Raw genomic sequence first — 18958 nt, 5'->3', positions numbered from 1 at the left:
CGTGCGCGGACCGCTGTCAACCGGCTGCGGCGCGTCGTCGGCCGGCCCCGGCGAGGGGTCAGGAGGCTTGCGCACCACGCTTCTTCGGCACCTCGGGGACGGCCAGCAACGGCAGCCGCAGCGCCCCGAAGGCCTCCTTCGGCACCACCGGGCGCACCGGCGCCACCGGCTCCACCCGCCGGTACGCCTCGCCCGGGGCCGGGCGCCGGTCGTCCTCGCCCTTGTTCGGCCACATCGACATGGCCCGCTCGGCCTGCGCGGTGATCGTCAGCGAGGGGTTCACCCCGAGGTTGGCGGAGACCGCCGAGCCGTCCACCACGCTGATCCCGGGGTGGCCGTAGAGCCGGTGGTAAGGGTCGACCACGCCGGTCTCGGCGGAGTCGCCGATCGGGCAGCCGCCGAGGAAGTGGGCGGTCATCGGGATGTCGAAGATCTCGCCGACCGCGCTGCCCGCGAAGCCGTTGATCTCCTCGGCCAGCGCCTGGGCGCCCTTCTCGGCGGCGGGGATCCAGGTCGGGTTGGGCGCGCCGTGGCCCTGGGTGGAGGTCAGCTGGCCCTTGCCGAGGCCCTTCTTCTTCAGCGAGACGGTGATCGAGTTGTCCAGCGACTGCATCACCAGGCCGATGATCGTCTTCTCGGACCAGCGGTGCTTGTTCATCGAGCGGGCGAAGGTCACCGGGTGGCGCACCGTCGTCCCCGCGTAGCGCAGCCAGCGCGGCACCTGGCCGCCGCCCCTGACCTGGGCGATCGACAGCGCGCCCATGGCGTTGGAGCCCTTGCCGTAGCGCACCGGCTCGATGTGGGTGTTCTCGTCCGGGTGGATCGAGGAGGTGATCGCGACGCCCTTGGTGAAGTCCGCCTTCGCGCCGTACCGCCGGTCGGTGGTCTGCGCGCCGACCAGCGCCTCGGAGTTGGTCCGGGTCAGCTCGCCGAGCCGGGCGGAGATGCCGGGCAGGTGGCCGCCGTCGCGCATCCGGTGCAGGAGCGACTGGGTGCCGTAGGTGCCGGCCGCGACCACCACCCGGGCGGCCGTGATGGTCCGCGCCCCCGCCTTCACCGGGTCGGTGGTGGAGCGGGAGTCGGTCCGGCGGACGTCCACCTTGAAGCCCTGGTTCCCGTCGGCGTCGGCGTACTCGCGGATCCGGGCCACCGTGGTGAGCGGGTGGATCTCGGCGCCGGCGCGCTCGGCCAGGTAGAGGTAGTTCTCGGTGAGCATGTTCTTGGCGCCGTGCCGGCAGCCGGTCATGCACTCGCCGCACTCCACGCAGGCCCGCCGCGTGGGGCCGGCGCCGCCGAAGTACGGGTCCGCGATCTCGTCGCCGGGCGCCGCCTTGGCCGCGCCGTCGGAGTCCTTGCCGTCGCCGAAGAAGACCCCGACCGGCGCCATGTGGAAGGTGTCCCCGACGCCCATCTTCTCGGCGGCCGCCCGCAGGTGGACGTCGGAGGGGGTGACGGTCGGGTTGATCCGGACGCCCAGCATCCGCTGCGCCTGGTCGTAGAACGGCGCCAGCTCCTCCTGCCAGTCGGTGATGTGGGCCCACTGGCGGTCCTCGAAGAACGGCTTCGGCGGCACGTAGAGGGTGTTGGCGTAGTTCAGCGAGCCGCCGCCGACCCCGGCGCCGGCCAGGATCAGCACGTTGGCCAGCAGGTGGATCCGCTGGATGCCGTACATGCCGAGCTTGGGCGCCCACAGGTAGTTGGCGAGGTCCCAGGAGTTCTTGGGCAGTTCGTCGCGCTCGAAGCGCCGCCCGGCCTCCAGGACGGCGACCCGGTAGCCCTTCTCGGTCAGCCGCAGCGCGGAGACCGAACCACCGAAGCCCGAGCCGATCACGACCACGTCGTAGTCGAACCCGGCCTCATTGCGGGACCCCACCATGTGCCACTGCTCCTTCGGGAGAGATGTGAACCGACAGCCGGACCGGCCTACTTGAACCGCAGCGCCTTCAGCACCCGCAGCCCGCCGGTGAACACCGCGGCGAACTGCTTGTCGTCCAGCCCGAACGAGGGCGCGAGCGGCATCAGCCGCTGGCCGGCGATGGTCTGCGCCTCGGTGAACCGCAGGATGCCCTCGGAGCCGTGCCGCCGGCCGAGCCCGGAGTCGCCCATGCCGCCCATCGGCGCGGCGACCGAGCCGTACGCCGCCGCGTAGGCCTCGTTGATGTTCACCGTGCCGGTGCGCAGCCGGGCCGCGACCGCCCGGCCGCGCCGCAGGTCCTTCGTCCAGACGCTGGAGTTGAGCCCGTACGGGGTGGAGTTGGCGGCGTCCACCGCCGCGTCCTCGGTGTCGAAGCGGTAGACCGAGACCACCGGGCCGAAGGTCTCCTCGGCGCAGACCGCCATCTCGGGGGTGACGCCGTCCAGGATGGTCGGCTCGTGGAAGAACGGGCCGAGGTCCGGCCGGGGCCGGCCGCCGGCCACCACGGTGGCGCCCGCCTTGACCGCCTCCTCCACGTGCCGGGTGGTGGCGTCCAGCTGCCGGACGGAGACCAGCGAGCCCATGTCGGCGCCGTACGCGAGGCCGCCGCCGAGGCGCAGCGCGCGGGTGCGCTCGGCGAACCTCGCCAGGAACTCGTCCGCCACCGAGCGGTGGACCAGCAGTCGTTCGATCGAGATGCAGAGCTGGCCGGCCGAGGAGAAGCAGGCGCGGACGGCGCCCTCGGCCGCCCGGTCGAGGTCGGCGTCGGCCAGCACCAGCATGGCGTTCTTGCCGCCGAGTTCGAGCGAGGCGCCGACCAGCCGGGCGGCGGCGCGCTGGGCGACCTCGCGGCCGGTGCGGGTGGAGCCCGTGAACGAGACGTAGTCGGCGCCCTCGACCACGGCCGGGCCGATCACCGGGCCGTCGCCGATCACGATCTGCCAGAGGTCGGCCGGCAGGCCCGCCTCGACGAGCAGTTCGCGGGCCCAGAGCGCGGTCAGCGCGGTCTGCGTGTCCGGCTTGTTGACCACGGCGTTGCCGGCCACGAAGGCGGGCAGCGCGTCGCCGATGCACAGCTCCAGCGGGTAGTTCCAGGGCGAGATGTGCCCGACCACGCCCTTGGGCCGGCGGGCCTCGATCGTCCGGGTGAGCAGCGGCAGGGCGCCGGCGCGGTGCTTGTCGCGCAGGTAGCCGTGCGCGGCGCGGCCGTAGTGCCGGGCGGCCCCGGCCACGGCCATCACCTCCTCGAAGGCGTGCAGCCGGGCCTTGCCGGTCTCGGCCTGGATCAGGTCGAGCACCTCGTCCTGGCGCCTGAGCAGCAGGTCGTGGAAGCGCAGCAGGACGGCGGCGCGCCGGCGTACCGGCAACGCGGCCCAGGCCGGCTGGGCGCGGCGGGCCAGCTCGTAGGCGACCTCGACGTCGGCCGGGGTGGACCGCGGCAGGGCGGCCAGCCGCTCGCCGGTCAGCGGGGCGACGGTCTCCACCAGGCTGGGCTCGCCGGTCGCGGTGATCCCGCCGGCGAGACGGGCGACCAGCGACGACGGGACGGCCGCGGCGACCGTACGACCGCCCCCGGGGGCGGCGGGGTTGCGGTCCGCGGCCCCTGCACCGGGGTGCCGGAGGGCCGAGTCATCTGCTGTGAGGTCCGTCATACGGCGCAGCCTAGGCGCTCGGCGGCCGGTTCGGTACCCGTGGGTAACAAGAAACCGCCCGTGCCGCGGGTCGGACGGCCGGGGGCCGGACGGCCGGCTCGGCCCAGCGGGTCGGCCGGGCCCAGCGGGTCGGGGGCCGGCGGGTCAGCGGGTCGGAGGCCGGCGGGTCAGCGGGTCGGGGTGAAGTGGTTGAGCACCGTGGTGAACCGCCGCTCGCCCTCCGGCCAGTCCTTGTCCGTGTCGGGGCAGGACAGGTAGACGGCGTAGCCGGTCCCGTCGTCGTCGATGAACTCCGCCTCGATCGCCCGCCGGCGGCCGCCCTCCTTGGCCGCGTAGCTGAACTCCCAGACCGCCGCGTCGTGGCCGTTCACCGCGACGCTGGTCAGCTTGTGCTGGCGGTACTCCTTCAGCTTGGAGACGGTGCTCTCCATCTGCCGCATGTGCTCCAGCGGCTTGACCGACTGGCCGACGGTGACGGCGAACTGGAGGTAGTGCGACTTGTTGTCCGGGCTGTAGAAGATCTGGTTGGCGGTGTCGGTGCTGCGCTGCCAGGGCGGGGTGGCCACCGGCAGCGGGAAGCGGAAGCCCGCCGGGTCGTCCACCCAGCGGAAGCCCGTGGGCGCGGGATCGGCGTCGCCGGACCCGGTGGGCTGCGGCACGCCGGTGGCGGTCGGACCGGGGTCGGCGACCGGGGTGCCGGTGTGCCGGGTGGCCAGGAGGGTCACCCCTGCGGCCGCCACGGCGACGGTCAGCCCGATCGCGGCGAGCCGCAGCGCGTTGCGGCGTCCGGTCGGCCCGCGCGCGGGCGCGACGGGGTGCACCACCGGCGCGGTCGGCCCGGTGGGCGCCCCAACGGAGGGGGACGCGCCGGGTCCCGCGACGGCGGGCTCGGCGTCCGTCACGGTGGCCGGCGGCGTGGGCGGCCCGGCCGTGGTCTCGGGTTCGGCGGCGGGCGCCGGTACGGACGGCACCTCGGTCCGGTCCACCACCGGCACCGACTGGGTCGGCGTCTTCACCGGTGCGACGGGCTTGAAGCCCATGGTGTGCCCGGCCTGCACCTCGGCCAGCATCCGGGCCGCCTCGTCCGCGGAGGGCCGGTCGGCCGGATCCTTGGCCATCAGCGCGGCCAGCACCGGCCCGAGTGCCCCGGCCCGGCGCGGCTCCGGCAGGGGATCACCGACCACTGCGGCCAGCGTGGTCAACGGCGACGTCCGGCGGAACGGCGACTCGCCCTCGACCGCCGCGTACAGCGTCGCCCCGAGGCCCCACAGGTCGGAGGCCGGGCCCGGGCGGTCGCCCTGGGCGCGCTCCGGCGCCAGGTAGTCCGGCGAGCCGACCAGGTCGCCCGGCCGGGTCAGCTCGGTCGAGCCCTCGTACGTCGCGATGCCGAAGTCCAGCAGCACCACCCGCCCGGTGCCGCGCTCCAGCAGCACGTTGGCCGGCTTCACGTCCCGGTGCAGCACGCCCAGCTGGTGGCCCCGGTGCAGCGCGGCCAGCACCTGGCCGCCCACCTCGGCGGCGGCGCGCGGCTGGAGCGTGCCGTCCTGGCTGATCACGTCGGCCAGCGACCGGCCGTCGACCAGCTCCATCACGATCCACGGCCGGCCGTCCTGTTCCAGGACGTCGTGCACGGTGATCACGCCGGGGTGCTTGATCCGGGCGGCCGCGCTGGCCTCCCGCTTCATCCGGGCGTGCAGGATCTGCAGCTCCTCCTCGGGGAGGTGGCTGACGGTCAGCTCCTTGACCGCGACCTCGCGGTCCAGCATCCGGTCCCAGGCCCGCCAGACCGTGCCCATGCCGCCGCGGCCCAGCCGGTCGCCCAGCTCGTAGCGTCCGGCCAGCAGCCGCTCCGCCTCGGCCGCCTCCGGCCGGTCCTGCACGCCCATCGGCGACTGCTCCCCCTCTTCCACCTGCCGTCACCTCGACGGGAGGGCCCGTGCAGACCACTTTTCGAACAGATCTGACGCACACATTAGGCGCACCGACCGCACCCCGGTAATCTCCCCCGCCCACCCGGTCGTCCACACGGGCCCGGCGGACACCGTCAGCCTGCGAACATCAGCCCGCGAACACGACGACGGCCACCACCCCGAGCAGCAGCAACAGGAAGACCCCGCCCACCAGTACCGGCCCGAGCAGCGCCGGCGGTATCAGCGGCCGCCGGCCCGGCTCCGGCCCGGCCTCCGCCGCCACCGGCTCCACGGGCGGCCCGCCCCGGCCGCGCCGCCGCGGCGTCAACGGCACCAGCGGGGCGTCCGGCCGCAGCGCGAGGGCCCGCGCCGCCCGCTCCTCGTCGGCCGGCTCCGGCGCACCCGCCAGCAGGTCCGCCAGCTCCTGCCGGACGCCCACCGCGGTCGGCCGCAGCGTCGGATCGGGCTGGAGCAGCCGCTCCACCACCGGCGCCAGCGGCCCGCACACCGCCGACGGCTCCCGCCGGCCGTCCCGCACCGCCGTGACCAGCTCCGGTACGCCGCGGTCCGGGAACGGCGAACGGCCGGTCACCAGCCGCTGCACCAGCACGCCCAGCGCCCAGCAGTCGCCCGCCGGGCCGCCGTCCAGCGGCCAGCGCTCCGCCACCGGGCCGACCAGCGTGGCCCGCACGTCGTAGCGGCGGCGCCCGCCGGGCCCGCCCAGCTCCTCGGCCAGCGCCTCCTCGGCCACCCCGGGCAGCAGCCCGCCCAGCAGCGCCGCACCGTCCTCGCAGACCAGCACCGACTCGGCGGTCAGATTGCCGTGCGCGAGCCCCGCCTCGTGCAGCGCCCGCAGCGCGCCGGCCAGGTCGGCCGCCAACTCGGCCGCCCGGTACGGCGGCACCGGCCCGGCCGCCAGCAGGTCGGCCAGCGACACCCCGGCCGGCCGCTCCTCGACCGTCCAGAGCAGCTCGCCCTCGACGAACGCCCCGGCCCCCTGCAGCAGCCTGGGGTGCGCGGGCGCCGTCGAACCGGCCGCCGCCACCCGGCGGACCAGCCGCTCGCCCTGCTCCGGCGCCATCTCGTCCGGATCGTGACCGCCCGTCAGTACCGCCGGCAGCTCCAGGCCGCGCAGCAGGACCGCGCCCCCGGTCGCCTCGTCCACCGCGAAGGCGCGCAGCTCCTCCGGACGGTCCGTCAGCCGGTAACGCCCCGCCAGCACCTGAACCGGACCCGCTCGCATGCGTGTTCCTCTCGCTCGCGCCCCAGCCTAGTTGGCCGCCGGTCTACGCTCGATCACATGGACTGGACCGATCTGATCGACGCGGCCTTCGACGTGGCCGGCAACAGCAACAGTGACACCCGGGCCGCGGCTTTGCGCACCGTGGAGGCGAACGTGGCGCGCGACGAGAGGCCGGTCGCCTCCACCGCGGGGCGCCACCCCGACCATTTCCGCAAGGGCGTACTGGTCCTCACCACACACCGGCTGCTCTTCCTGAAGGACGGGAAGCCGCCCGTCCCGGTTCCGCTCTCCGCGGTGACCGACGCGACCGTCAGCAGGTCCCGGCTCAACGGCGAGGTGCTGCTGGTGGTCGCCCTGACCGGCTCGCACCGGTTCGAGGACGTGGTCAAGGCCGAGGTGTTCGCTGAGCAGCTCAAGGCCGCCGCCCGGCTGGCCCGGACCGCCGCACAGGAGTTGCCCGCCGCGCCCGCCGCGCCCGCCGAGGCACCCGCCGCCTCCGGCGCCGAGCTGCTGGACCAGCTGGAGCGCCTCGCCGCCCTCCACACCGCCGGGGCGCTCACCACCGAGGAGTTCAGCCGCGCCAAGCAGCGCCTGATCGGCTGAGCCGGCCGCGATCGGCTACGGCGCGGGCTGGAAGGAGTCGAAGGCGACCTGGCGGGCCTGGGTGTTCGCCGGCGCGTTCCAGTCCGCGTCCGGGGTGGTCCAGTAGATCGCGTAGCCGTACTTGGCAGGCGTGCCGGTGACGAAACCCCGGTTGAGCGAGTGCATCCGGGGGTTGCCGTTGATCCACTCCCAGTCGGCGGCGTTGGTCCACTCGCGGTAGGCGACGGTCTGGAGCTGAACCCGCTGGTAGTTGGAGACCTGGCCGCGCAGCCCGGGCTCGGACTCCTGCCAGTCCGCGACGGCGCTCGCGCCGGGGGTGGTGGTCCATTCGATCTTCAGGGTGCTGCCGTTGCCCTTGAACGTCCGGCGGGTCGCCTCCGAGCCGGCCGGCTGGAGCCAGTCCGGCAGCACGACCGAGAAGCCGGACGGGTCCTTGTACTCGTGGTGGCCGGCGGGCACGGCCGGACCGGCCGGTGTGGTGGGGGCCGACGGGGCGGCCGACGGGGTGACCGGCGCGGCGGAGGTCTGCACCGGGGCCGCCGTCCCGGTGGACGCCGCCGGGGTGCCGGACGCCGCCTGGCTCGCCGGGCCGCCCGCCGGGGCCGTCGCGGCCGACGAGGCGGACGTGGGCGAGGTGGCCGACGAGGCCGAGCCGGCCGACGTGGGCTTGTCCGTCGGGGACGTGGTGACCGCCACCGCCGGGGCGGTACCGCCCGCGCCCTTGGTCGACCGGTCGTCCGAGCCGCCGACGGCCTGGAGCACCGCGACCACCCCGGCGATCAGCACCAGGACCAGCACCACGGTGACCACGGCCAGCCGCCGCCGGCCCGTGCGCGGGTCGGCCCCGGCCGCCTGGGTCGCGCCCAGGGTCCACTCGCTGGTGACCGGCCGGATCGGCTCGGTCGCCGGCGCGCCGGCCGTGTCGGCCGCGGGCTTATCCGCAGTCCCGGCGCCGCCCTCGGCGTCACCGGTGGTACCGGTGACGCCGGCGGTCTCGGCGGCCTCGGCGTCCTTGGCCCGGCTGCCGACCCGGACGGTACCGAGCAGCCCGCCGATGGGCCGCTTCACGGCGGGCTTCACGGCGGCCGGCTTCTCCGCCGCCACGGCGGCCCCGTCCCCGGTCTCCGCCGCGCCCTTGTCCTGTGCCGCCGGCTTCACCGGCATCGCGTGCTCGGTGGTCGACTCCGCCCGCGCGGTGGCCTCGGCCACCACCCGCTTCAGCATCGACCGGGTCTGCGAGGCGTCCAGCCGCTCGGCCGGGTCCTTCTCCAGCAGCCCCTCGATCACCGGCCGCAGCGGCCCGGCGTTCAGCGGCGCGCCGAGCTCCTCGGTCATCACCGCCGTCAGGGTGGCCAGCGCCGAACCCCGGTCGTACGGCGGCCGGCACTCGACCATCGCGTACAGCGTGCCGCCCAGCGACCAGAGGTCGGCCGGCGGGCCGGGCTTCTGCCCGCGGGCCCGCTCCGGGGATATGTACGAGGGCGCGCCGACCAACATCCCGGTGGAGGTCACCGAGGCGTCCCCCTCCACGCTGGCGATGCCGAAGTCGGTGAGCACGACCCGGCCGTCCTCGCCGATCAGCACGTTGGACGGCTTCACGTCGCGGTGCAGGATGCCGAGCGCGTGCGCGGCGACCAGCACGCCCAGCACGTCGAGCGCGATCTCGGCGGCCCGGGCGGGCGCGAGCGGCCCGTCCTCCTTGATCACGTCCGCCAGCGAGCGGGACTCGACCAGCTCCATGACGATCCACGGCCGGTCGTCCTCCTCGACCACGTCGAAGACGGTGACCGCCGAGTTGTGCCGGATCCGGGCCGTCGCCTTGGCCTCGCGCAGCGTGCGGACGATCAGCCGGTGCTTCTCGTCCTCGTCGACGCTGCCGTGCATCCGCAGTTCCTTGACCGCGACGATCCGGCCCAGCATCTCGTCATGGGCGCGCCAGACGGTGCCCATGCCGCCGCGCCCGAGCACCGCGTCCAGCCGGTAGCGTCCGGCCAGAAGGCGGCCGGTGGAACCCTGCGCCTCGGTCATTCGGAACGTTCCCCCATGTGGTGCTGGCCGGTCGAGGTGACAGCGCGTCGGCCCGACGCCGGGCCCGAACGCCAAGCCTCCATCATCCCCTGTCCCGGGGGCCCGCGACCACCCGGCCCCCGGCCACGCGTGTCCGGGCCCGGCCGAACACGGCGCTCCGTGCCCGATCTGTGATCGAAAACTCTGTCCGACCGGCCCGGGGCGCTGCTAACGTTCGGCCGCTCACAGTCTTTTCCGGGGGGATTCGACGCCCATGACCGCACCCGCACCCGGCGCTGACGGCCAGTCGGGACGTCCGCGAACCGCCCAGCACTTCTCCGTCGCGCCCGAGCCGGAGATCCCCGAGGGCTACGTCGCCCCCGGCATGCCCGGCGCCCCGGTGACCGGCTACCGGCCCGCGCCCGCCGACGGGCCCGCGCGCCGACGGCGGACCGGTCCGGCCGTCGCGGCCGCCGTCGTCGCGATGCTGGCCGGCGCGCTCGCCTACGGCGCCGCCGTGGCCCGGGTCGAGGGCGGCATCGGCTGGCTGGCCATCGCCCTGGCCGCCGCCGTCGCCTGGCCGCTCGGCCGGCTCGGCGGCCGCAGCCACGTGCTGCCCCCGCTCGGCGCACTGCTGGCGGCCGGCGCGCTCTTCCTCGGCCAGCTGCTCGGCCAGACGCTGCGCCTGCACCACCTGGCCGGCGCCCCGTACGGCGAACTGCTCGGCGCCGCCCTGCGGCTCTGGCGCGCCGACCGGCACCCGCTGGACCTCGTCTTCTACGGCATCGCCCTGATCGGCGGCTTCCTGCTCACCCGGCGGACGGCCACCCCGAGCTAGGGCGGGCCCGGACGCGACGGGGCCCCGCCGGATCGCGTCCGGCGGGGCCCCGTTCCGTCACTGCACGGCTGCTCAGCGGTGGTTGAGCGCCGGGTTGACCGTGACCTCGACCCGCTGGAACTCCTTGAGCTCCGTGTAGCCGGTGGTGGCCATCGCGCGGCGCAGCGCGCCGAACAGGTTCATGGTGCCGTCGGGGGTGTGCGACGGCCCGGTGAGGATCTCCTCGGTGGTGCCGACGGTGCCGAGGTCCACCCGCTTGCCGCGCGGCAGCTCCTCGTGCACGGCCTCCATGCCCCAGTGGAAGCCCCGGCCCGGCGCGTCGGTGGCACGGGCCAGCGCGGCACCGATCATCACCGCGTCGGCGCCGCAGGCGACGGCCTTCGGGATGTCGCCGCTGTAGCCGACGCCGCCGTCCGCGATCACGTGCACGTAGCGGCCGCCGGACTCGTCCATGTAGTCGCGGCGGGCGGCGGCCACGTCGGCGACGGCGGTGGCCATCGGCACCTGGATGCCGAGGACGTTCCGGGTGGTGTGGGCGGCGCCGCCGCCGAAGCCGACCAGGACACCGGCCGCGCCGGTGCGCATCAGGTGCAGCGCGGCGGTGTAGGTGGCGCAGCCGCCGACGATGACCGGGACGTCCAGCTCGTAGATGAACTGCTTGAGGTTGAGCGGCTCGGCGGCGCCGGAGACGTGCTCGGCGGAGACGGTGGTGCCGCGGATGACGAACACGTCGACGCCGGCGTCCACGACGGCCTTGGAGAACTCGGCGGTGCGCTGCGGGGAGAGCGCGGCGGCGGTGACCACACCGGAGTCGCGGACCTCCTGGATCCGCTGCTTGATCAGCTCGGCCCGGATCGGGGCGGCGTAGATCTCCTGCAGGCGGCGGGTCGCGGCGGCCTCGTCCTCGAGCGCGGCGATCTCGTCCAGCAGCGGCTGCGGGTCCTCGTAGCGGGTCCAGAGACCCTCCAGGTTGAGCACGCCCAGGCCGCCGAGGCGGCCGATCGTGATCGCCTGCTGCGGGGAGACCACGCTGTCCATGGGGGCGGCCAGGAACGGCAGCTCGAAACGGTAGGCGTCGATCTGCCAGGCGATCGAGACCTCCTTCGGGTCACGCGTACGCCGGCTGGGGACGACGGCGATGTCGTCGAATGCGTACGCCCGGCGGCCGCGCTTGCCTCGCCCGATCTCGATCTCAGTCACTTCGTTCGAGCCCTTCTGGTTTGTTGCTCATGCCCGCCGGGTCACCCCGGCCGCCCCCAGTATCCCGCACCGGCCCGTCGGCGCGCCGCGACGGCCCGCCTCCCGGACACGCGGAAGGGGCCCGCCGCTGCGGAAGCGACGGACCCCTCGGCGTTCAGCGCGTCAGCGGCTCGTGTAGTTCGGCGCCTCGACGGTCATCTGGATGTCGTGCGGGTGGCTCTCCTTGAGGCCCGCCGAGGTGATCCGGACGAACCGGCCCTTGCTCTCCATCTCGGCCACGGTGGCCGCGCCGACGTAGCCCATGGTCTGCCGCAGACCGCCGACCAGCTGGTACAGCACGGCGGAGAGCGGGCCGCGGTAGGGAACCTGGCCCTCGATGCCCTCGGCGATCAGCTTCTCGTCCGACGTGACCTCGCCCTGGAAGTACCGGTCCTTGGAGAAGGACTTCGCCTGCCCGCGCGACTGCATCGCACCCAGCGAGCCCATGCCGCGGTAGGACTTGAACTGCTTGCCGTTGATGAACAGCAGCTCACCGGGCGACTCCTCGCAGCCGGCCAGCAGCGAGCCCAGCATCACGGTGTCGGCACCGGCGGCGAGCGCCTTGCCGATGTCGCCCGAGTACTGCAGGCCGCCGTCGCCGATGACCGGCACGCCGGCCGCCTGGCAGGCGAGCGCGGCCTCGTAGATGGCGGTGACCTGCGGGACGCCGATGCCGGCGACCACGCGGGTGGTGCAGATCGAGCCGGGGCCGACGCCGACCTTGACGCCGTCCACGCCGGCGTCGATCAGCGCCTGGGCACCGTCGCGGGTGGCGACGTTGCCGCCGACCACGTCGACGCCGACGGCCGCCTTGATCTTGGCGATCCAGGCCAGGGCGTTGTGGCTGTGGCCGTGCGAGGTGTCCACGACCAGGAAGTCGACGCCCGCCTCGACCAGGGCCTGGGCCCGGTCGAACGCCTCGGCGCTGGCGCCCACGGCGGCACCGACCAGCAGGCGGCCCTCGGCGTCCTTGGCGGCGTTCGGGTACTTCTCGGCCTTGACGAAGTCCTTGACGGTGATCAGGCCCTTGATCCGGCCCTCGTCGTCGACCAGCGGGAGCTTCTCGATCTTGTGCCGGCGGAGCAGGCCGATCGCGTCCTCGCCGGAGATGCCGACCTTGCCGGTGATCAGCGGCATCGGGGTCATGATCTCGCGGACCTGGCGGCTGCGGTCCGACTCGAAGGCCATGTCGCGGTTGGTGACGATGCCGAGCAGCTTGCCCGCCTCGTCCGCGATCGGCACGCCGCTGATCCGGAACTTGGCGCAGAGCGCGTCGGCCTCGGCCAGGGTGGTCTCCGGGCCGACGGTGATCGGGTCGGTGACCATGCCGGACTCGGAGCGCTTCACCAGGTCGACCTGGTTGGCCTGGTCCTCGACGGACAGGTTGCGGTGCAGCACGCCGACGCCGCCCTGGCGGGCCATCGCGATCGCCATCCGCGCCTCGGTGACCTTGTCCATCGCCGCGGAGAGCAGCGGGATGTTGACGCGCACGTTCCGGGAGACCCGCGAGGAGGTGTCGACCTGGTTCGGCAGCACCTCGGAAGCCCCGGGCAGCAGCAGCACGTCGTCGTACGTGAGCCCGAGCATCGCGAACTTCTCGGGTACGCCTGCGGCGTTGTAGGACATTTGGGGGTACCTTCCGTGGCCGGCCTATTCCGCTCGCGCCCTGAGGGTGGGGGCGCTGTCATCGCTCACTCGCTCAGGCCGCCGAAAGCTCGGTGTCTTCGGAGGAACCTCCAGGGGAACCCCGCTCGCACCCGCGAAACTTTGGCAACCCGCCCAGGCGCCGATACCCCATGGTACTGGCACCGCGAATGTGGACTCGTGTGCCCTTGACAACACCCGGCGCCCGTGGACCATTCCGGCGGGGCCGGCCGGGCGCCGGACTCAGGAGGACTCCTCCGCGAGCGCCCGCAGCCGGCTGAGCGCCCGGTGCTGGGCGACCCGGACCGCGCCGGGCGACATCCCGAGCACCTCGCCGGTCTCCTCCGCCGACAGCCCGGCGGCCACCCGCAGCAGCACCAGCTCGCGCTGACGGGCCGGCAGGTTGGAGAGCAGCTCCTTGGCCCAGGCCGCGTCGCTGCTGAGCAGCGCCCGCTCCTCCGGGCCGAGCGCCTCGTCCGGCACCTCCGGCAGGTCGTCCTGCGGGACGACGGTCGAACCGGGCCCGCGCATCGCGGCCCGCTGGAGGTCGGCGATCTTGTGGGCGGCGATGCCGTAGACGAAGGCCTCGAACGGCCGGCCCTGGTCCCGGTAGCGGGGCAGCGCGCAGAGCACCGCCACGCAGACCTCCTGGGCGACGTCGTCCACGTGGTGGCGGGCCCCGCCGGGCAGCCGCACCAGCCGTCCGCGGCAGTAGCGCAGTGCCAGCGGGTGGACGTAGGCGAGCAGCGCGTCGATCGCCGGGCCCTCGCCACGGACGGCCGCCGCGACCAGCTCACCGACCAGGGGGGAGCCGCCGGTGCCGAGTACCGGCGCCCGGCCGATCCCGCCCCCGACGCCCGCTCCGCCGGCGGTCACGTCCTCGCCGACGCCGTGGTCGGACCCGTGGCCAGGCTCGCCGTCGCCGGAATCCGCGTACGACGGAGCGCCGCCCGGGCCGGAGGGCTCGGCCTCCACCGGGTCCGCCTCGCCGGCAGCACCGGCAACGTCGTCACGCATCGGTCCATGGTGCCTGGTCGAACGGGAAAACGCGGCACCGCGTCCGGAGTTGTGCACCGGAACGTTATGCGGTGCGGCGCCGGGCACCGCGCCGCCGCGCACCACCGGCCCCTCCTGCACCGTGCCTCCCGCCCCGCCGCCGTCGGCGGTCCCGTCCGTCGCGCCGTCCGCCGAGTGTCCTGCGGCCGCGTGGTCCGCCGCAGCGCCTGTCCGCTGGTCCCCGAGGTGCTCCACTACTCCATGGTGCAACCTCGGGACCGTAACGTCACACGTCCCGGCGGGAGGAACCTCCAGCAGCGCGCCGCGCCCGGCGGCGCCGCCCGTGGTCAGCGGACCAGGCCCCAGCGGAAGCCCAGGGCCACCGCGTGCGCGCGGTCCGAGGCGCCGAGCTTCTTGAACAGCCGTCGGGCGTGGGTCTTCACGGTGTCCTCGGAGAGGAACAGCTCACGGCCGATCTCGGCGTTGCTGCGGCCGTGGCTCATGCCCTCCAGCACCTGGATCTCACGTGCCGTCAGCGTCGGCGCGGCACCCATGTCGGGGCTGCGCAGCCGGCGCGGGGCGAGCCGCCAGGTCGGGTCGGCGAGGGCCTGGGTGACGGTGGCCCGCAGCTCGGCGCGCGAGGCGTCCTTGTGCAGGTACCCGCGGGCTCCGGCGGCCACCGCGAGGGCGACGCCGTCGAGGTCCTCGGCGACGGTGAGCATGATGATCCGCGCGCCCGGGTCGGCGGACAGCAGCCGCCGGACCGTCTCGACCCCGCCGAGGCCGGGCATCCGGACGTCCATCAGAACGAGATCGGAGCGGTCGGCCACCCAGCGGCGGAGGACCTCCTCCCCGTTCGTCGCGGTGGTGACCCGGTCGACACCGGGTACGGTCGCGACCGCGCGGCGAAGCGCCTCGCGGGCGAGCGGGGAATCGTCGCAAACGAGAACGGAAGTCATGACCGTCGTCCTCCGCAGCTGATCCGCGTCACGTTGAGCCTCCTGGCTGGTACGAATCTCTCCGACACGGCCGATTGGCGACGGACTCCGTGCCGATCGCCTGAACTTCCCCGCGATCGTTCCCGACGTCCGGCGCCCGCTAACCGCCTCCGCACTTCCAACGACCGTCACTCGAATGAGTTACGGCTTTCAGGGCCATCTCCACCACTGTACGTGGCCAACCCGTTACCGATCGGCTGCATCGCGGTGCACACGCCGCACTTTTGTGCAGCTCGCGCGCGGTCGGCGCACGACCCGCACGCCGACGCCCGGTGCCGTGCGCCCGTCGGCCACCCGATTGCCACGCCTGCGCCCGCCGAAGTCCATGCCCACTTTGCCCGTTTTTATAGCTTTCGTATGGTCATTGACTGTTGTGCCACTCTGTGGGTGACTTGTCCATGGAGTTGCCTTAAGTCATATTTCCAGGTGTCCACACCAGCGCATCGAAGCCTCGCCGTGCCGCACCGCCCAGCCCGCCGGTGGCCGGCCCGTGGCCGACGAGCCTCTGAAGGGAATGAGCCATGGCAGATTTCTCCCGCCTCCCCGGCCCCAACGCCGATCTCTGGGACTGGCAGCTCTCCGCAGCCTGCCGCGGCGTGGACAGCTCGCTCTTCTTCCACCCCGAGGGCGAGCGCGGCGCCGCGCGCAGTTCGCGCGAGGCCAGCGCCAAGGAGGTCTGCATGCGCTGCCCGGTACGCACCGAGTGCGCGGCGCACGCACTGGCGGTCCGGGAGCCGTACGGCGTCTGGGGAGGCCTGACCGAGGACGAGCGCGAGGAGATGATGGGACGCTCGCGCAACCGTCTGGTGGAGGTGCCGCTGGCCGCGCCGACGGGGCTGCAGCGCTAGACGCTCGCCCGCGACGCGCCGTGGAGAAACGTTTCTTCGCGGCGCTTCACGCCGCCCGGGCGGCCGCTCCGCGGCGGGACGCACACGGCCGCGTGAGCCGGGGTCAGCGCCCGGCGGCCGCGCCCGCCAGCCGCTCCAGCATCAGCGCCACGGCCGGCACCTCGGCGAGGTCCGGCAGGGTCAGGGCGACCACCTGCCGCACCGCGGGCGCCCCCGAGGCGGTCCGCACCGGCACCGCCGACACGCCGTCAGGGCGCACCGACTCCAGCGCCAGCCCCGGCAGCACCGCAACCCCGAGCCCGGCCGCCACCAGGCCGACCACCGCCGGGTAGTCGTCGGTCGCGAAGTCGATCCGGGGCTCGAAGCCCGCCCCCGCACAGAGCTCCACCAGGTGCCCCCGGCACTGCGGGCAGCCGGCGATCCACTGCTCCCCGGCCAGCTCGGCCAGCTCCACCGGCCCGTCGCCCCGCCCGGCCAGCGGGTGCGCGGCGGGCAGCAGTCCGACCAGCGGGTCGTCCAGCAGCGGAGTGACCACCAGGTCGGACCAGTCGGTCCCCGCACTGAGCTGCTGGGCCTCCAGATTGGCCTCGGCCCGCGCCTCGCGCGGCGTGCCGTGCGCGGGGGCGGCGGCCGGCGCCGGGGCGCCGCCGGGGGCCTGCGGGTAGCGGAAGGCCAGCGCGACCTCGCACTCGCCGCCGCGCAGCATCGCCAGCGACTCCGGCGGCTCCGCCTCGACCAGCGACACGCGGACCCCCGGATGGCCGTCCCGCAGCCGGGCGACGGCCGGCGGCACCAGGGTGGAGCTGGCGGTCGGGAAGGAGACCAGCCGCACCCGCCCGGCCCGCAGTCCGGCGATCGCCGCGACCTCCTCCTCCGCGGCACAGAGCCCGGCCAGGATTCCGGTGGCATGCTTGAGCAGCACCCGCCCGGCCTCGCTCAGCTGCATGCCGCGCCCGGAGCGGACCACCAGCGGCGTGTCCACGGACTTCTCCAGGGCCTTCATCTGCTGGCTGATGGCGGGCTGCGTACAGCCCAGCTCGCGGGCGGCGGCGGAGAAGGAGCCGGTGCGGGCGACGGCACGCAGGACGCGCAGATGGCGGGCCTCGATCATGCCTCAGTTATAAGCCAAGCTTTGCCATATGCAAAATTCTCCTGATAGTTGAACGCTGAAACACGCCCAACGCCGGAGGCCCGGCCCGGCTCCCGAAGGAGCAGGGACCGGGCCTCCGGTCACTGATCAGGCGTCAGTGGGAGTGGCCGTGACCGCCGTGCGAGTGGCCGTTGTCGGCCTCCTCTTCCTTCTTCTCCACCACGAGGGTTTCGGTGGTGAGCAGCAGGGAGGCGATCGAGGCGGCGTTCTCCAGCGCGGAACGGGTGACCTTGACCGGGTCGATGACGCCGGCCTTCAGCAGGTCGCCGTACTCGCCGGTGGCCGCGTTGAAGCCGTGACCGGCCTCCAGCTCGGCGACCTTGTGGGTGATGACGTAGCCCTCAAGGCCGGCGTTCTGGGCGATCCAGCGCAGCGGCTCGGCGAGCGCCTTGCGGACGACCGCGACACCGGTCGCCTCGTCACCCGACAGGCCCAGGCCGTCCTCCAGCACCTTGGCGGCGTGGACGAGGGAGGCGCCACCACCGGCGACGATGCCCTCCTCGACCGCGGCGCGGGTCGCCGAGATGGCGTCCTCCAGGCGGTGCTTGCGCTCCTTCAGCTCCACCTCGGTAGCGGCGCCGACCTTGATGACGCAGACGCCGCCGGCCAGCTTGGCCAGGCGCTCCTGCAGCTTCTCGCGGTCCCAGTCGGAGTCCGTGTTGGCGATCTCGCCCTTGATCTGGGCAACGCGGCCGGCCACGGCCTCGGCGTCGCCGGCGCCGTCGACGACGGTGGTCTCGTCCTTGGTGATGGTCACGCGGCGGGCAGTGCCCAGCACGTCCAGACCGGCCTGGTCGAGCTTGAGGCCGACCTCCTCGGAGATGACGGTGGCACCGGTCAGGGTGGCCAGGTCGCCGAGGATCGCCTTGCGGCGGTCACCGAAGCCCGGGGCCTTGACGGCGACCGCGTTGAAGGTGCCGCGGATCTTGTTCACCACGAGGGTGGACAGCGCCTCGCCGTCGACGTCCTCGGCGATGATCAGCAGCGGCTTCGAGGCGCCGCCCTGCAGGATCTTCTCCAGCAGCGGCAGCAGCTCCTGGATGGAGGAGATCTTGCCCTGGTTGATCAGGATGTACGGGTCCTCCAGGACCGCCTCCTGACGCTCCGCGTCGGTGACGAAGTACGGCGAGAGGTAGCCCTTGTCGAACTGCATGCCCTCGGTGAAGTCCAGCTCCACGCCGAAGGTGTTGGACTCCTCGACGGTGATGACACCGTCCTTGCCGACCTTGTCGATCGCCTCGGCGATCAGCTCGCCGACCTGGGTGTCCTGCGCGGAGAGGGACGCGACGGCGGCGACGTCGTCCTTGCCCTCGATCTCGCGGGCGATGGACAGCAGGTGCTCGGAGACCGCGGCGACGGCCTTGTCGATGCCCTTCTTCAGGGCGGCCGGGCCGGCGCCGGCGGCGACGTTGCGCAGACCCTCGTTGACCAGGGCCTGGGCCAGCACGGTGGCGGTGGTGGTGCCGTCACCCGCGACGTCGTTGGTCTTGGTGGCGACCTCCTTGACGAGCTGCGCGCCAAGGTTCTCGTACGGGTCGTCCAGCTCGACCTCACGCGCGATGGTGACACCGTCGTTGGTGATGGTCGGCGCGCCGAACTTCTTGTCGATGACGACGTTGCGGCCCTTGGGGCCGATGGTCACCTTGACGGTGTCGGCCAGCTTGTTGACACCGCGCTCCAGCGAGCGGCGGGCGTCCTCGTCGAACTGCAGGATCTTCGCCATGTTCCCTATTCCCTCGGGGCTGCGGACGGCACGCCGGCCGCCGGACTACGTGAACCAACAACCACGCCCCGGGCCCCTGTCACTGGGACACGGATCCGGGGCGGGCTGGAACGACTGATACTTCTCGGTGCTGCTTACTTCTCGATGATGGCGAGAACGTCGCGCGCCGAGAGGACGAGGTACGCCCTGGTA

At 73.8% G+C, this 18958-nt stretch carries 14 protein-coding genes; 3 read left to right on the top strand and 11 right to left on the bottom strand.

Going from position 1 to position 18958, the window contains the following annotated elements; translation table 11 throughout:
• Positions 1-58 precede the first annotated feature (58 nt).
• The 4 genes from C2142_RS23275 to C2142_RS23260 form a co-directional block, all read right to left on the bottom strand.
• Positions 59-1876 (bottom strand): GMC family oxidoreductase, encoded by a 1818-nt coding sequence (locus C2142_RS23275; RefSeq protein WP_148644426.1) that lies wholly within the window; start codon positions 1874-1876, stop codon positions 59-61.
• Between the two features lie 47 nt (positions 1877-1923).
• Entirely contained in the window at positions 1924-3567 is a 1644-nt protein-coding gene (locus C2142_RS23270; RefSeq protein WP_148644425.1) for a succinic semialdehyde dehydrogenase, read from the bottom strand.
• A gap of 167 nt (positions 3568-3734) precedes the next feature.
• A complete protein-coding gene (locus C2142_RS23265) occupies positions 3735-5477 on the bottom strand; it encodes a protein kinase (RefSeq protein WP_148644424.1) in 1743 nt (580 codons plus the stop codon).
• A gap of 148 nt (positions 5478-5625) precedes the next feature.
• Positions 5626-6720, bottom strand: a complete 1095-nt coding sequence (locus C2142_RS23260; RefSeq protein WP_148644423.1) for a hypothetical protein — start codon at positions 6718-6720, stop codon at positions 5626-5628.
• Between the two features lie 57 nt (positions 6721-6777).
• Between C2142_RS23260 and C2142_RS23255 the strand changes: the two genes are divergently transcribed.
• On the top strand, positions 6778-7323 hold the full coding sequence (locus C2142_RS23255) for an SHOCT domain-containing protein (protein ID WP_148644422.1): 546 nt from the start codon (positions 6778-6780) through the stop codon (positions 7321-7323).
• Positions 7324-7338: 15 nt separating this feature from the next.
• On the opposite strand, the gene C2142_RS23250 is transcribed toward C2142_RS23255, so the two are convergent.
• On the bottom strand, positions 7339-9351 hold the full coding sequence (locus C2142_RS23250; RefSeq protein ID WP_174315681.1) for a serine/threonine-protein kinase: 2013 nt from the start codon (positions 9349-9351) through the stop codon (positions 7339-7341).
• 253 nt (positions 9352-9604) lie between these two features.
• Between C2142_RS23250 and C2142_RS23245 the strand changes: the two genes are divergently transcribed.
• Positions 9605-10168: a hypothetical protein gene (locus tag C2142_RS23245; RefSeq protein ID WP_148644420.1), complete on the top strand. Its 564-nt coding sequence runs from the start codon at positions 9605-9607 to the stop codon at positions 10166-10168.
• A 72-nt stretch (positions 10169-10240) separates the two neighbouring features.
• Here C2142_RS23245 and C2142_RS23240 read toward each other — a convergent pair whose 3' ends face one another.
• The 4 genes from C2142_RS23240 to C2142_RS23225 all read right to left on the bottom strand — a co-directional run bounded on the left by C2142_RS23240 (position 10241) and on the right by C2142_RS23225 (position 15006).
• Positions 10241-11368, bottom strand: a complete 1128-nt coding sequence (locus C2142_RS23240) for a GuaB3 family IMP dehydrogenase-related protein (RefSeq protein ID WP_148644419.1) — start codon at positions 11366-11368, stop codon at positions 10241-10243.
• A gap of 162 nt (positions 11369-11530) precedes the next feature.
• Positions 11531-13033, bottom strand: a complete 1503-nt coding sequence (gene guaB, locus C2142_RS23235) for an IMP dehydrogenase (RefSeq protein WP_148644418.1) — start codon at positions 13031-13033, stop codon at positions 11531-11533.
• Between the two features lie 261 nt (positions 13034-13294).
• Complete coding sequence (gene shbA / locus C2142_RS23230; RefSeq protein WP_206671019.1) at positions 13295-13855, bottom strand: RNA polymerase sigma factor ShbA; 561 nt, start codon at positions 13853-13855, stop codon at positions 13295-13297.
• Between the two features lie 539 nt (positions 13856-14394).
• Positions 14395-15006: a response regulator transcription factor gene (locus C2142_RS23225; RefSeq protein WP_014136228.1), complete on the bottom strand. Its 612-nt coding sequence runs from the start codon at positions 15004-15006 to the stop codon at positions 14395-14397.
• A gap of 560 nt (positions 15007-15566) precedes the next feature.
• Here C2142_RS23225 and C2142_RS23220 point away from each other — a divergent pair.
• Positions 15567-15893: a WhiB family transcriptional regulator gene (locus C2142_RS23220; protein WP_148644417.1), complete on the top strand. Its 327-nt coding sequence runs from the start codon at positions 15567-15569 to the stop codon at positions 15891-15893.
• 103 nt (positions 15894-15996) lie between these two features.
• Here C2142_RS23220 and C2142_RS23215 read toward each other — a convergent pair whose 3' ends face one another.
• On the bottom strand, positions 15997-17004 hold the full coding sequence (locus tag C2142_RS23215; RefSeq protein WP_148644416.1) for a LysR family transcriptional regulator: 1008 nt from the start codon (positions 17002-17004) through the stop codon (positions 15997-15999).
• A gap of 133 nt (positions 17005-17137) precedes the next feature.
• Positions 17138-18766, bottom strand: coding sequence for a chaperonin GroEL (gene groL / locus C2142_RS23210; RefSeq protein ID WP_148644415.1), 1629 nt, complete (start codon positions 18764-18766; stop codon positions 17138-17140).
• Positions 18767-18958 lie beyond the last annotated feature (192 nt).

The sequence above is a fragment of the Streptomyces sp. CB01881 genome (assembly GCF_002953255.1).
In the GTDB taxonomy this organism is placed as follows: domain Bacteria; phylum Actinomycetota; class Actinomycetes; order Streptomycetales; family Streptomycetaceae; genus Kitasatospora.
The sequence above is the reverse complement of the archived record's forward strand: the minus strand, read 5'-3'. Positions and strand labels throughout refer to the sequence as shown.